The sequence below is a fragment of the Geitlerinema sp. CS-897 genome (assembly GCF_028368005.1).
Taxonomy (GTDB): Bacteria; Cyanobacteriota; Cyanobacteriia; order Cyanobacteriales; family Geitlerinemataceae; genus Baaleninema; species Baaleninema simplex.
Map to the genome: position 1 here is coordinate 1 of NZ_JAQNCQ010000028.1, position 13,606 is coordinate 13,606.

A 13,606-nucleotide genomic window follows, 5' to 3' on the forward strand; every position below is an offset into this window, starting at 1 on the left:
GTGGAAGGTTTAAACAACAAGTTAAAGCTGATTAAACGCAAAGCTTATGGATTTCGTAATTTCTGCAACTTTGAGCTTAGGAGTCAGCTTTCTATGATTTTTTCAGATTGATTCTGCATCTTAAGTTCGGAAGAGCCAAATTTTTTAGAGATATCTACTCATCTTATTTTACTATGATTTTGGTGTTTTTACGAAAGTGAGATGCACCCTTTTTATCTCTGTCTCTTAAATATTATTCTTGCGATCGCACAACCAATACGTCATCATCTCACCTCGTCCTTTCACATTTACTATTCCCCGAGGTTCGAGAACGTACCGATCTTTTAATTTCAAATACGTCGCTTCAGTAACTTGAATTTTGCCGACTTGTCCTTGAGATTCCATACGACTGGCAATATTCACCGTGTCGCCCCAAAGGTCGTACGTAAACTTGCGAATGCCGATCACCCCCGCTACCACCGGCCCTGTATTAATCCCGATGCGTAACTGAAAGGGAATGCCATTTTCTTGCTTGAACTGTCCGATCGCCCACTGCATTTCTAAAGCCATTTCTGCGATCGCTTCGGCATGATCCGATATCGGCATCGGCAACCCCGCCGCCACCATATAAGCATCTCCGATAGTTTTTATTTTCTCCAACCGATAGGCTAACGCAAACTGATCGAAAGTCGAAAAAATCTCGTTGAGTAAATCGACCAGTTTCGAGGGAGACATCTGCGCCGAAAGACTGGTAAAGTTCACCAAATCTGCAAACAGGATCGTGGCTTCGTCGAACCGTTCTGCAATACAAGTTCGATCTTGCTTGAGCTGTTCGGCGATGGATTTCGGTAAAACGTTGAGCAGCAAACTTTCCGACTTTTCCTGTTCGGCGCGCAACGCTTCTTCAGCTTCCTTGCGTTTCGTGATGTCCTGTACCGTCCCTTCGTAATACAGTAACTTGCCGCGATCGTCTCTGACCGTGCGTGCGTTTTCTGACGTCCAAATGACGCTTTTATCTTTGCGGTACACCTGAGACTCGAAATCCGATACCGCCCCCCCCTCTTCCAACGCCGCCACGAACTCCGCACGACGGCGGGGGTTGACGTACAGTTGAGTTGTCACGTCCGTGAGGTGGGTTTGTAAATCCTCTAACGAGTCGTAGCCGTACATTCTCACTAAGGCGGGGTTGGCGCTTTCGACGCGTCCTTCCGGCGTGGTTTGATAAATACCTTCAGCGGCGTTCTCGAAAATACTGCGATATTTTTCCTCGGCTTCCCGTAGAGCATCTAAAACGCGCTTGCGTTCGGTGATGTTCCGCGCCACCCAAATGGCGCAGTTGTCGGGAAGGGGAGACACCGTCGCTGCAAACCAAACGTCTACAGGCGCACCAGTTTCTCGTTCTTCGACGGTAAGGCTGTATTCGAGGTTCACAGTCGTTCCGGTGTTTAACGCCCGTTGGATGTGACGGATAAAAATACTGGCTTGGGTGGGGGGAAACACTTCGTAAACGCTTTTCCCGATGCGGTCTTCCGTGGGGCTGTAGAGGACTTCCGAGTTCGTCGAAACGATTTTGACGAACCGTCCTTGGGCGTCGAAGACGGTGATAACGTCCGTCATGGCGCTAAACAACGCTCGCAGCTCGGCTTCGGATTTCCGCAGAGCGGCTTCGACGCGCTGGCGTTCGCCGATTTCTAGCATCAAGCGATCGTTGGACTGTTTGAGGGCGGCGGTGCGTTCTTCGACGCGAGTTTCGAGTTCTTCGTTCGCCCGTTGGAGGGCTTCTTCTGCTCGCTTGCGTTCGGTGATATCTTCGACAGTGCCTTCGTAGTAGAGGAGGGTTCCGTCTTCGTCGCAAACCGTGCGGGCGTTTTCAGAAATCCAAACGATCGAACCGTCGTGTCGGTAGATTTGCTGCTCGAAGCCGACGACGCGTCCTTCTGCGTGTAAGCGTCCCATGAATTGGTGTCGGCGATCGCGATCGAGATAGAGCAGGCGATCGTTACAACTGAGGCTAGTCACCAACGCCTCGGGAGACTCGAAACCGTAGATTCTCGCTAAGGCGGGATTTGCACTGAGATAGCGTCCGTCGGGGGCGATTTGATAGATACCTTCGACGGCGTTCTCGAAGATGTTGCGATATTTGGCTTCGGCGTTTTTCAGACCTTGAATGGCGCGGTGGCGTTCGGTCACGTCGATCCCGACGGTAAAAGCAGCGCGTCCTTCGTCGTATTTGCGGGCGGCGATGAGGTAACTATGGGATTCGCCGTAGACTTTGGCGGTAATTTCCTGAAAGGCTTCGGTTTCGACACTGGTAAAGAAGTCTCGCAGGAACTGCTCGAAGCGATCGCTGGTTTGCAGAAAGCCGATATCCTGTCCGATAAAGGCTTCGACGGGGAGATTGTAGGTGTTCGCCAGGTGGCGGTTGACGCCGAGATAGCGTAAATCGGAGCTAATCCACGACACCATTCCGGGAACGGCTTCGAGAATGGCTTGAAGTTGGTCTTTGGCCGATCGCAGTTCGTTTTCGGCTTGTCGGCGTTCGGTGATGTCGATCCCGACGGTAAAGGCGGCGCGTCCTTCGTCGTACTTTTGGGCGACGATGAGAAAGTCCCGCAGTTCTCCTTCCACGTCTGCTCGGACTTCACAAGTGGTTTCTCGTTCGGACTGCTCGAAAAAGTGGCGAACGAACGTGTAAAATTCCGAGCTGGCTTGCATGAAGCCGATATCTTTGCCGATAAAATGTTCGATCGGCAATCCAAACATCGCGGCTAACTGTTGATTGACGCCGAGGTAGCATAAATCGGAGCTAATCCACGATACGACCCCCGGAACGGCTTCGAGAGCGGCTTCGAGTTGGTCTTTGGCCGATCGCAGGGCGTTTTCTGCCATACTCCGCTCGACGATTTCGGCGACGAGTTGGTCGTTGGCTTCGATGAGGGCGGCGGTTCGTTCTTCGAGTTGAGATTCGAGGGTGGCGTTCGCGTCGTTGGGGTGGCCGTTACTGCTGGCGGATGCGGTTTGGGTTTCGAGCCGATCGACTCGTTGGCGTAGGGCGACGAGTTCTTCAATTAATTCTGTTTTCGTTTTGTCTTCGTCTCTCATGAGATTACGTCGCTCGACGGGGGAAGAAGTCATAGTTTTACCTGGGTTGCGATCGAAGTCGGCGTGATGGCAAACGACCGATGGTTGCACCCTACAATTTCCTGCGCGATCGTCCTGCGTCGAAAAAACGTCGTTCGTCCCGGTCGAGCGACGTTTTTTGATGGTGATGCGAGTTTCCCCTGACTGATAAACCTGTCGAACGGTTTCGATCGAAATTCCGATATCGTTCCAATACCCTATTGTACCGGTATTGTTGGGAGGCGAGGAGGGACGGCCGACCCCCCACAACGGCTTGCGACGGCGCGATCGCCAAGAAATCGCGGTTTTCGGGTGGGAATGAAGCGTTTTCGTTCGAGGAACGAGTATACCGCGAGAAGACCGGCGGCTGTGCGCTCGAGACTGTTCGTATCGTGCGATGGCGATCGGTGTTGTCCGTGTAAAACTTCATGTTCGATGTTGACCCTGATGTGCTGTGACCTGATGCGAACGTAGATGCCTTCAAACGTTATACGAGCTGAAAGGTTCGAGTTCCGGGCGATTTTCCCGAGTTGAGAACCGATCCAGAAAGGCGATCGTCCATTTGTCTAAACTTTCCGTCTCGGATCTCGGGCGATCGGGTCGAGACAATTTTCAGAATCGGCTCGGGAACGACTGACGGCGAGCGACTGAAGCCGGTCTGTAGCGTTTCTTAACAATTTGTCCCAGCATTCTCCAAAGTTTTGTATCCTATCTAGAGATATTTTTGAGTTTGCTCGAGGGGAGTCTTCATTTTCATGCCTTACTTATGGTATAAAGCCTTTCACTTAATCGGCGTTGTTGTTTGGTTTGCAGGACTGTTTTATTTAGTCCGGTTGTTTATTTATCATGTCGAAGCCGACGCCGAACCCGAACCCGCTCGTTCCATTTTAAAAAATCAATATCAAATTATGGAAAAGCGGCTGTACCACATTATTACCACGCCCGGAATGTTGGTCACGGCAGCAATGGCGATCGGGCTTATCACCACGGAACCCGAAATTTTAAAGTCGGGCTGGCTGCATATTAAACTCACGTTTGTTGCAGTTCTGATCGCCTATCATTTTTACTGCGGCCGCTTGATGAAACAGCTCGAGCGAGGTGAATGCAATTGGACGAGCAAACAACTTCGCGCCCTCAACGAAGCTCCGACACTTTTGCTGCTCGTTATCGTGATGTTGGCAGTTTTTAAAAATAATTTCCCAACAAATATCGCCCCGTGGTTAATTTTTGGTACAGTAGTTTTGATGGCGGCAACAATTCAACTTTACGCTCGTAAACGTCGTTTGGACAAAGAACGGGAACTGACTGAAGCCTCTCAATCTTAAGAGTTGAGTCTTCACCTCAGTTGTTAGGTGGGCATAACTGCTCACCTTTTTTATTAACGTGATTTTGACGAAACTAAAAAATAGCCGAAGGTAGTGCGGGTAAGCTTTTGAATTCCAGATCCAGGGCTAGTTTTTTGTCGCTATAGGTGTAGGCAATCAACCCAGCCAGCAGGTTAACGAGGAAGTCGAACACGCTGCGGTGGCGAGAACGATCGATTTGGCAGATGTTTTTGAGTGGGTCGTTAACCGATTCAATGATGGCTCGCTTGCAGAGCAAAATTTTGTCTATCATCTTTATCCCAAAAATTCTCTTCGTCGCACGCGAAAAATCCATAAAACTTTCGGGATTTTGCGATCGCCACCACCATCACCGAACCTCTAAATTTCAAGCGATCGCCAACCTGAGAAATTTCATCCCACTGTCCCATAAATCGGGAATCGCAAAAATCCCTATTAAGAGCGCTTCCCACTCTCCATCGGTTCGCGGACGAAGCGAATATAGAGATGTTTGAAGGTCGATCGCAACACTCGGGGCAATCCAAAATCGATCGGCATCAACGCCTCGGGAAGTTTCCAATCCGTCACGGCTAAATCGGTAGGTGTCGCGAGGGGAAATTCCAGAGTCTCGAACTTCGGACAAACCCCCAACCGCTGCGAGGCGACGACTGTGGGAACGATCGCCGGATCGACGTTGAGGAGATGAAGCAGCGCCAAATCCAAGGCGAATACGTCCGTCGAAGCTGCCAACACGCCGAGTTCGCGGGGTTCGCCGCCGCTGGGGCCGTTGCCTTCGTGACCGATAATACCGTCGAGAATCGTTAAATTGGGGGCGATCGATCGCGCCGTTTCCACCAACATTTCTGCAAAGCGATCGACATCTTTTCCGGCTTCGACGTGCCACCAGGCTTTCATTTTCCCCGGAACGCAACCGAAGAGGTTTTTGACCCCCATCGTCATCGTCAACTGGACGTGAGATTTCACTTTGGGCAGGTTGATGACGACGTCGGCGTCCATCGCCTCTTTCCCCAACCGCAGATGGTTAAAGTTGCCGTTTTCAGTGTCGTAGCGTTTTCCGCGAAATTCCACAATTGGCAAATCCAAGGCGTCCACGAGGGGAAGATAGCCGTTGGCTTTAGCGACACCTTTAGCACTTCCAAACGCCGGACTGTCCCCAAGAAACGGTTTTCCGCCGACCTCCTTCACCATTTGCGCCACCGCGTACACCACCTCGGGGCGAGTGACGCATTCCTTCGTCGGACGGGAACCCGTGAGAAGATTGGGTTTGAGCAATACGCGATCGCCCGGTTTGACGATCGCCCCCATTCCTCCCAGCGGTTCGAGTAACGGCTCGAGAGACGCCCGCAGCGCATCGGTTTCGTAGTAGCGCGATCGTATTAAACTGACAACTGACACAGTGATTTCCTCGTCAAGCGTTTTTTCGGTACGTTAACACAGTCCCTCTGTCCTATCTCGCCAAACACCTTCTATGCTTAAAGGTGAGGCAAAAGGCAAAAGGTCGAGAGGCAAAAGACAAGAGGCTATACAGCACTACTTCTCCTTTCCCTCGAGCCGGAAGCTCCCTTGCTCCCCCTCCGACCACACCGACACGGTAATATAGGGCGATCGTCGTATAGCAGTCGAACCGAATGGATACGCGGGAACTGAAATTTTTATTGAAACTGTTGGGGATGCCGGACTACCGAGCGCCAATTTCCCAAGTCAAGCCCAACAATCGCACCAAAGCGGCCGAGCGCGATCGCCTCTGCCATACCTTGTGCGATCGCGGTTTCGTCGATTGCCATGAAGAAATCGTTCAGTTTCGCATCGCACCGCCGGGAAACGCGCTGCTACGTCTCGATACGAGTCGGCTTCCTGTGACGGAAGATGAAATTAAAGTCTTGAAAGCTTGCGCGGAAGAGAGTATTTCCCCCAAAGACACCGATCTCGATACGGAACACCGCCAGGTCGTGATTCGCAAACTGGTCGAACGGGGCTTGATTAAAGCCGAAAAAACCATGATTCAAGAGGTTTGGCTGACGCCTCGCGGCCTCGACTACCTGCGCCACGAATACATCCCCAGCGGAAGCGCCCTGGAACTGAATTTGAACCACCTCGCCTGCTACCTTCAGTTTCTCCGCAAATTCGACAGTTCCCAAACCGATACCGAAGCCAAACCCCCGTCGAAACCCGTCCCCAAACCGGTCAATCCCCAGCGGCGTTTGACAGAAAAGCCCAACGACACCGATATTTGGTACGCCGTCGAAGAACTCGACCGACTGCTCGGAACCGATAACTACTTACCGATCTTCTACTTGCGCGAACGGCTACAGCCTCCCCTGACTCGGGAAGAACTCGATCTGGCCTTATATCGCTTACAACGGAGCGATCGCATCGAGTTAAGTTCTCTGCAAGAGGCCGCTCACTACACGAGCGAACAAATCGAAGCCGGGATTCCTCAAGATATCGGAGGTCCGCTGTTCTTTATCATCCGTACCTAGACGTATCGCTTTGTCGCCGAGGTGAACTATGACCGCGATCGATCGCATTATCCAACGGGAGCCGAACCCGTTCGACACGGAAACCTTTTGGTCGGGGAATTTTTGGCAAGAAGTTCAAAATCCCGATCTCACCGTCGATTCTATCCACCAAGACGCCCTCGACGAAATCGAAGCGGTTCTCGATCGCGTGGCGGACGACCGGCGATCGCGTACCATTCTCCTCGAAGGAGAAACGGGATCGGGAAAAACCTATCTTCTCGGACGCCTCAAGCGATCGATTCAAACCGGTAACGCGGACTCCGCCAGTCCTCGCGCCTTTTTCGTTTACGTCGAACCCTTCACCGCCAGCGATTACATTTGGCGACATATCCTCCGCTACACGGTCGACAGTCTCCTCGAAAAACCTGAAGGCCAAGACAAATCGCAAATTCTCCTCTGGCTCGAAGACCTCTCAGACGTTCAACAAGGAGGATTCATCGATTGGCTGCGGGGGGGCGTCCGTCAGATTTTCGTCCGCAAACTCCTCGAAGCCTATCCCTCGGGAATCTACAACGCACAGGAGTTTTTCGGCGCTCTCTACCACCTCACCAACCCCGAGTTATACCCCATCGCTTGCGAGTGGTTGCGCGGCGACGACCTCGACGAAGACTCGCTGCGAAAGTTGGGCGTGCAATCGACCATCGACACGGAAGACGCCGCTCAAAAAACCCTAGCCAACTTCGGACGCATCGCCGACGCCACACAGCCGATCGTCCTTTGTTTCGACCAACTCGACAACATCGCTCGCAACAGCGACGGAAGCCTGGATTTACAATCGCTGTTTCGCGTTAACGCCATGCTCCACACGCAGAAAGTCAAAAACTTTCTGTTCGTCATCAGCATCATTACCGATACTTGGAGACAAAACCAGGCTCGCATTCCCGCCACCGATCGCGATCGCATCGATACGACGATTCGCCTCAAACAAATCACCCTCGATCAAGCCGAAGCCCTCTGGGCCAGTCGCCTCTACCTACTGCACCGCCAAACCTACCCCCAACCGGAATCTCCCATTTATCCCCTGGCTCGCCAATATCTCGACGATAAATTTCCGGGGGGAAAAACGCGACCCCGCAACACGCTGATTTTGGGGCGGCGACTGTATCAGGAATCGAAACTCGACCGACTGCAATCGGGGATCGTTCGCAATGGCGGAACCGAGTTTTCTCACAACGGGTCGAGTCCTTCGCTCCCGCCAAAAGTTCCCACAGACGCCACGAGCGACCCCGCTGCGGCGTTCAAACTGGTGTGGTTGAAAAAATTCAAGCAAACGGAAGAACGGGTCAACCGCCTGCGTCAGTACGCCGCTCCCGAGTTGATGCAGATGCTGGCTGAAGCCCTCAGCGTCTTGAAAGTCGAAGACGTGCGATCGCGCCTGCTTCCGAGTCGGACTTACGCCAGTTATTCGTTAAGCTATCGCGCCCCCGGAACCCCCGATCGCGTGGGGGTGGTGTGGTCGGAAGACGCCAATATGGTGAAGTTTTTCAACCTCCTCAAAGCCTGTCGCGAAGCCCTCGATCGCAAGCTCTGTCACACGCTGCAACTGGTTCGCGCCGAAGGAGTCGGCTCGCCGAGCAATCGCGGCTATCAACTCTATACAGAGATTTTCAGCGACGATCGCAACAACCATTTCATGTCAGATTTGGTGTCGGTGCGCTATCTTTCGACCTATCACACCCTCGTCAACGACGCCCTGTCTGGAGAACTGGTGGTGGGAGAAGAAACCCCCGACCTCGATCGCCTCGAATCTCTGACTCGTCAAACGGAGGTTTTGAAAGACTGTCCGCTGTTGCAACAATTGGGCTTTTTTGAAACCACCGTCGCCCGCGAGGAAGCTGAAGCCTCCCTTCAAGCCATCGAGGATTTCATCGTCAACCGCGTCGTCAACCAACAGTGTATGGCGATCGAACAACTCATCGAAGAAGCGATCGCCCAATTCGGCGGCGTCAGCAAACAACAGGTTCACCAACTCATCGAAACCCTTTCCCTCAGCGATCGCCCCGTACGAATTCTCGATCCCGACCTTCCCCTCGAAGAACAGCTCGTTATCGCCCAAACGTAAATGGTGACCCGAGACTGGTGACTGGAGACTGATAACTATGGCTTCTATCGAGCAGCTCGTCCAACGCGCCGTCAATCCGTTCGACTCGACGACCTTCCGGCCGGGGAATTTTTGGCACGAAGACCGCCCGGCCCACGCTACGATCGAATCGATCCACCAGGAGATCGTCGCAGAAATCGAACGGATTCTCGAGACCGTCGCAGGCGATCGCCGCAGTCGCACGATTTTACTGTCGGGGGACTCGGGATCGGGGAAAAGTTTTCTGCTGAGTCGCCTCAAACAGCGGTTGAATCCCCAAGCTTTTTTCACGTATATCGGCCCCTGGCCGGAAAGCGATTATATTTGGCGTCACACCCTACGCCACACCATCGACAGCCTGACTTACGTTCCCGAGGGAGCGCAGGAATCGCAACTGTTGCTGTGGTTGAAAAGTCTCTCGGCCTTTCGCGATCGCGGCTTTCTCAAACGTCTCATCGGCGAACGCCATCTCTTCGTCCACAACTTCAAATCGACCTATCCCACGGGAATTTACAACGCCAACGAGTTTTTTAGCGTTCTCTACCACCTCACCGATCCACAACTCTATTCTCTGGCGTGCGATTGGCTCAAAGGGGACGATCTCGACGACGAAAGTTTGAAGGCGTTACACGTCAGCAGTTCCATCGATACCGAACACAAAGCCCAGAGTATTTTAGGAAACTTCGGACGCATCGCCACTGCAACTCAGCCGATCGTGTTGTGTTTCGACAATCTCGATAACGTCGATCGCAGCGATCGCGGCTATATCGACTTACAGGCGTTGTTTAATGTCAACTCCATCGTCCACAACCAAAAGCTGAAAAACTTCCTCGTCATCGTCAGCATCGTCACCAATACCTGGAACGAAAACGCGCGACACGTCCAACCGGCCGATCTCGCCCGCATCGATACCGAACTGCACCTGCGCCCCATCGATATCGATCGCGCTCAGCAGCTTTGGGAAACCCGTTTAGCCCCGCTTCACCGCCAAGCGGACAGTCCGCCCCCTTCTTCCCTGTATCCCCTGTCTCGGGAGGCTCTCGAACGGAAATTTCCCGGCGATCGCGCCCTTCCCCGATCGGTGTTGATGTTAGGGCGATCGCTCTTTCAACAGGCGAAAATCGGCGTCGCCAACGGGGGATCTCCCCACTTCGAGACGCCTGTGATGTCGGAGGTTGAAGACGGAGGCGATCGCCCCACTGACGAACTGGCCGCCTTCAAACTCACCTGGGAAACCGAACTGGTACAAGTCCAGTCGAAAGTTCGCCACATCCGCCAGTTTTCAGCACCGGAACTCATGCAAATGTTGCGTCAAGTTCTGGAAGTTTTAGGCGTGACGGGCGTTCGCCCCAAACTTCTTGAAAGTCCCACTTACGGACGTTATTCTTTAAGTTTTTATTGGTCGTTCAAATTCGGTCGCGTCGGGGTTATTTGGATTGAAGAGCCGAATTTAGTCAGTTTTTGTCGGGTGATGAAAGCGGCTCAAGAGGCTTTAGAGAAAAACACCTGTCAGTTTCTATATCTCATTCGGGCTGAAAATTTAGGAGTTCCCCGAAATCAAGGATATCGCCGTTATAAAGAGTTGTTTGTCGATTCGATCCACCGTCACATCATTCCCGATCTCGACTCGCTTCATATTTTGGAGACCTATCACAATTTAGTGAATTCTGCAAAATCGGGAGATTTCGTCCTCGGCGATCGCGCGATCGATTTTGAGGAGTTGAAAGCGTTAACGGTGCGAGCAGAAGTGTTACAAGATTGTCGATTGTTACAAAAGCTCGATGTCTTCAGTCACGATTTGGGAAGTTTGCTCGAAATTGAAGAACGCGATCCCTTCGATCGCGTTAAAGAATATATTTTCGCACTCGTCAAAACTCAACAACTCATCGGACGAACGGTATTAGTCGAAAGTACCAACGCGCAATTTCCCGATTTCCAAAAAGATGACATCGATCGAGCCATTTCAACTCTTTGCCAAGAAAATCGTATCGCTATCCTCAACCCCGATTCTAACCCGGAAGAACACCTGATTGGTTACGTCATATCGTCGTAACGTAGCCTCACTGTCAAATTTCCAATCGAAACTGAAGTTTCTGGAATTAACCGAAATTGGTGTTTGCAAACAAAAAATTCAATTTAAAATCAATTGGAATTCCGAAAATAGTAAGGTTGGGTTTCGGCTTCGCTCAACCCAACCTGCGGCGATCGAAACTCAAATCCTACTGAAATGCTTCCATCCGTTCCGGTTCTTTCAACGAACGACCGAAGGGAAATAGCGACATGGGAATCAATTTAATATGTTGCTTCGCAAAGGGCAATCCCACAATAGTAATCGCCAAAATTGCCGCATGGGTCAAATGAGAAATTGCAATTTCCCAGCCAAACAACACGATCCAAACGATATTAAAAATAATGGTAAGCGTGCTGTTGGCGCTCTTATCTTCAATGATTTCCTTACCGAAGGGCGTCATCGTCGCAAAACCCAATTTAATGGTTTGCAAGCCGAACGGAATGCCAACAATGGTGACGCACAACGCCAAACCTCCGATAATATAACCGAGTCCCGACAGGAACCCGCCGAAAATCAGCCAGATGATATTTCCAAGTAAACTCATTGGGAACTCCCGGTCTTGGTAAAGTTTGAAGACGCGACTCGCAGACTCGACCCTCGCCTCACTATCGATCTAACACAATTTCTCTCATGGACGACAAAACTGCACGAAACTTTCTCATCGACCAAGGAATGACGTTAGAGACACGGCGCAATCCCGATGCGTTCTTAATGCTCCTCGAACGGGGAAACGCACCGATTCCCGGTCAGATGACCTCGATTTTGCTGGCGTTGAAGGTGTTGTATCGATCGCTCGAAGGTCGATCCCAGATCGATCGCGAGTTGACTTACGCCTTGCATCTGCTGGTGTTGGAAAGTCAGCGTCAGTTCGAGCGAGGTCGCAATTGCGGCGTGTCCTGGCCGCCGCTGTTGGCGGAGGATTTGAACCGCTTGGAACGCGCCGTGGCGAGCATTTTTACCGGGAAATGGCAGGATTGAGACCAGAGGCGATCGAACCTTGACGATCGACTCTGGCCAAATCACTCCGCTGTCTCTTCCCCGTAGCGGTGTTACACGCAACGCCGTTACGGGGAACATAACACAATCTCTTTAGTGATGTCAGAAAGACTGGTCAAAAGGAATATTTGGCTATAATAGATCTAATAACGAGGTAGTTCGTCATGAGCCAGGTTGTTCTGACGCCACAAGTCCAAAATCAAATCGATTCTTTTGCTCGCGCTAGGCAGGTGGATTCCAAGGTTTTGGAAGAATTTGCCTATTTCCTGATTCAGAGTTGGGAACAAAAGTCAAAGCGAGCTACTAAACCCCCAACTATCGATGAATTAAAGCAAGGGGTTTATCGTCGTTTCAAGGTTGACAATACGCCTGCTTTAAAACAATCGGGAGCTTTTCGGATGGCGACTGATGGAATGGATAAATTTGATTTGCGATTCAAAGAAGCTTGGGAATTGCTCTATCGTAAATTTGTGGGCATTATCCCAGGGGAAGAAAATCAAACGGGATATGGCTGTATTAATGGAATTAATGTATTTCAATACTTTAAACCCTGGCAGGTCTTTGGATTAGATCCTAAGACTGCTACCGACCAGGATATTAAAAAATCCTATCGAAAATTGTTAAAAATTTATCATCCTGACAATCCAGATACGGGAGATAGAGAAATTTTTGAAAAGTTAGAAGTGATGTACAAAAGTATCATTGCTAAATTTTAACCATGAGTTTCGATCGAGAAATTTTCTTCATTCGAGAAACAAATCTTGCTGATGCTTTAGGACTTAATTATGAGTACAAATTCGAGGAATTTTTGGAAATAATTGATTATTTAGTAGAATATGGAGAAAACAATATCAGACTTAAGGAATGGGTGCATTTTATAGTAGAAAGACGAGTCAACAATCAACCAATCAGAGTTTTTTCAATGGAAGGAGCGCTCGCGGCTACGAAATATTTCGATTTGGAGCAAATAATAACTAAAGGTTCAGTCAAAAACGTATTAAATTTTATCGAAGAGTATCGCATCAATAAAATTGATGCAGAAGTCTGCAAAGCGATCGGCAATAATAGCTCGTCTTTAGTTCTAAGATACGGACGCCATTGGCTCAGCCAGAAAGATGTTGTGAATATTTTTAAAACCAATTACAAAAGGCTAAAAACAGCGTTACACAATATTCAAAATTCGGAATTACCGATGCAGCGAGATGTAGATTTTTGCGACTATGAAAGCACTCGTTTTTTCTCGTTGTCTGGTTTAGAAAAAATAAGTCAAGAATTGTCAATTAAATTACGTAATGAAGAGAGACGTGAATACTGTGAAAGAGTGAACGAAGTCGCTCCACCAACGATCGAAGGTCTGGCCGGGTGCATCTCAGTTTTGCAAAAATATTGCTAAAACAGAGTGCCATTTAAGTAAGCACAGCGTAAAGAAAGAATCTTAGAAACATTCTCTACTTTCCATTGCGCTCCCGATATTTTGACTCGCATTCCGATTTGCTTA

11 protein-coding genes and 1 pseudogene are annotated in these 13,606 nt (G+C 50.4%); 8 read left to right on the forward strand and 4 right to left on the reverse strand.

All coding sequences use genetic code 11. The annotated features are described in order from the left end of the window. A partial coding sequence (locus tag POG22_RS01240; protein WP_498903168.1) for a transposase occupies window positions 1-111 on the forward strand: 111 nt, incomplete at its 5' end. 114 nt (window positions 112-225) lie between these two features. On the opposite strand, the gene POG22_RS01245 is transcribed toward POG22_RS01240, so the two are convergent. Continuing rightward, window positions 226-3,114: an adenylate/guanylate cyclase domain-containing protein gene (locus POG22_RS01245; protein WP_063717744.1), complete on the reverse strand. Its 2,889-nt coding sequence runs from the start codon at window positions 3,112-3,114 to the stop codon at window positions 226-228. A gap of 740 nt (window positions 3,115-3,854) precedes the next feature. Here POG22_RS01245 and hemJ point away from each other — a divergent pair. Next, a complete protein-coding gene (gene hemJ, locus POG22_RS01250; protein WP_063717745.1) occupies window positions 3,855-4,424 on the forward strand; it encodes a protoporphyrinogen oxidase HemJ in 570 nt (189 codons plus the stop codon). Window positions 4,425-4,497: 73 nt separating this feature from the next. Here the strand turns inward: hemJ and POG22_RS01255 are convergent. Both POG22_RS01255 and POG22_RS01260 read right to left on the reverse strand, forming a co-directional pair. Then, window positions 4,498-4,722 (reverse strand): annotated as a pseudogene (locus POG22_RS01255) (transposase); the annotation flags it as partial. A gap of 155 nt (window positions 4,723-4,877) precedes the next feature. Continuing rightward, window positions 4,878-5,837, reverse strand: a complete 960-nt coding sequence (locus tag POG22_RS01260; RefSeq protein WP_498903157.1) for an Npun_F2552 family protein — start codon at window positions 5,835-5,837, stop codon at window positions 4,878-4,880. A 233-nt stretch (window positions 5,838-6,070) separates the two neighbouring features. Between POG22_RS01260 and POG22_RS01265 the strand changes: the two genes are divergently transcribed. Genes POG22_RS01265 through POG22_RS01275 form a run of 3 tightly spaced genes read left to right on the forward strand, consistent with a single transcriptional unit; the run spans window position 6,071 to window position 11,094 of the window. Continuing rightward, a complete protein-coding gene (locus POG22_RS01265) occupies window positions 6,071-6,922 on the forward strand; it encodes a hypothetical protein (RefSeq protein WP_498903159.1) in 852 nt (283 codons plus the stop codon). A gap of 28 nt (window positions 6,923-6,950) precedes the next feature. Further along, the gene (locus POG22_RS01270) at window positions 6,951-9,023 is read left to right on the forward strand and encodes an ATP-binding protein (RefSeq protein ID WP_498903160.1); all 2,073 of its coding nucleotides are present in this window, start codon (window positions 6,951-6,953) and stop codon (window positions 9,021-9,023) included. 37 nt (window positions 9,024-9,060) lie between these two features. Continuing rightward, window positions 9,061-11,094 (forward strand): AAA family ATPase, encoded by a 2,034-nt coding sequence (locus POG22_RS01275; RefSeq protein WP_498903162.1) that lies wholly within the window; start codon window positions 9,061-9,063, stop codon window positions 11,092-11,094. A 166-nt stretch (window positions 11,095-11,260) separates the two neighbouring features. On the opposite strand, the gene POG22_RS01280 is transcribed toward POG22_RS01275, so the two are convergent. Next, the gene (locus tag POG22_RS01280; protein ID WP_498903164.1) at window positions 11,261-11,656 is read right to left on the reverse strand and encodes a YccF domain-containing protein; all 396 of its coding nucleotides are present in this window, start codon (window positions 11,654-11,656) and stop codon (window positions 11,261-11,263) included. 86 nt (window positions 11,657-11,742) lie between these two features. Here POG22_RS01280 and POG22_RS01285 point away from each other — a divergent pair, with 86 nt between their 5' ends. The 3 genes from POG22_RS01285 (at window position 11,743) to POG22_RS01295 (ending at window position 13,501) form a co-directional block, all read left to right on the forward strand. Continuing rightward, window positions 11,743-12,090, forward strand: coding sequence for a hypothetical protein (locus tag POG22_RS01285; RefSeq protein WP_017663156.1), 348 nt, complete (start codon window positions 11,743-11,745; stop codon window positions 12,088-12,090). Between the two features lie 182 nt (window positions 12,091-12,272). Next, on the forward strand, window positions 12,273-12,824 hold the full coding sequence (locus tag POG22_RS01290) for a J domain-containing protein (protein WP_498903166.1): 552 nt from the start codon (window positions 12,273-12,275) through the stop codon (window positions 12,822-12,824). Between the two features lie 2 nt (window positions 12,825-12,826). After that, entirely contained in the window at window positions 12,827-13,501 is a 675-nt protein-coding gene (locus POG22_RS01295) for a hypothetical protein (protein ID WP_498903167.1), read from the forward strand. Window positions 13,502-13,606: the final 105 nt, after the last annotated feature.

Excerpts from the sequence above, each read along its gene's own strand:
- POG22_RS01245 (WP_063717744.1), bottom strand. The coding sequence starts at position 3,114 with ATGACTTCTTCCCCCGTCGAGCGACGTAATCTCATGAGAGACGAAGAC.
- hemJ (WP_063717745.1), top strand. The coding sequence starts at position 3,855 with ATGCCTTACTTATGGTATAAAGCCTTTCACTTAATCGGCGTTGTTGTT.
- POG22_RS01265 (WP_498903159.1), top strand. The coding sequence starts at position 6,071 with ATGGATACGCGGGAACTGAAATTTTTATTGAAACTGTTGGGGATGCCG.
- POG22_RS01270 (WP_498903160.1), top strand. The coding sequence starts at position 6,951 with ATGACCGCGATCGATCGCATTATCCAACGGGAGCCGAACCCGTTCGAC.
- POG22_RS01275 (WP_498903162.1), top strand. The coding sequence starts at position 9,061 with ATGGCTTCTATCGAGCAGCTCGTCCAACGCGCCGTCAATCCGTTCGAC.
- POG22_RS01280 (WP_498903164.1), bottom strand. The coding sequence starts at position 11,656 with ATGAGTTTACTTGGAAATATCATCTGGCTGATTTTCGGCGGGTTCCTG.
- POG22_RS01285 (WP_017663156.1), top strand. The coding sequence starts at position 11,743 with ATGGACGACAAAACTGCACGAAACTTTCTCATCGACCAAGGAATGACG.
- POG22_RS01290 (WP_498903166.1), top strand. The coding sequence starts at position 12,273 with ATGAGCCAGGTTGTTCTGACGCCACAAGTCCAAAATCAAATCGATTCT.
- POG22_RS01295 (WP_498903167.1), top strand. The coding sequence starts at position 12,827 with ATGAGTTTCGATCGAGAAATTTTCTTCATTCGAGAAACAAATCTTGCT.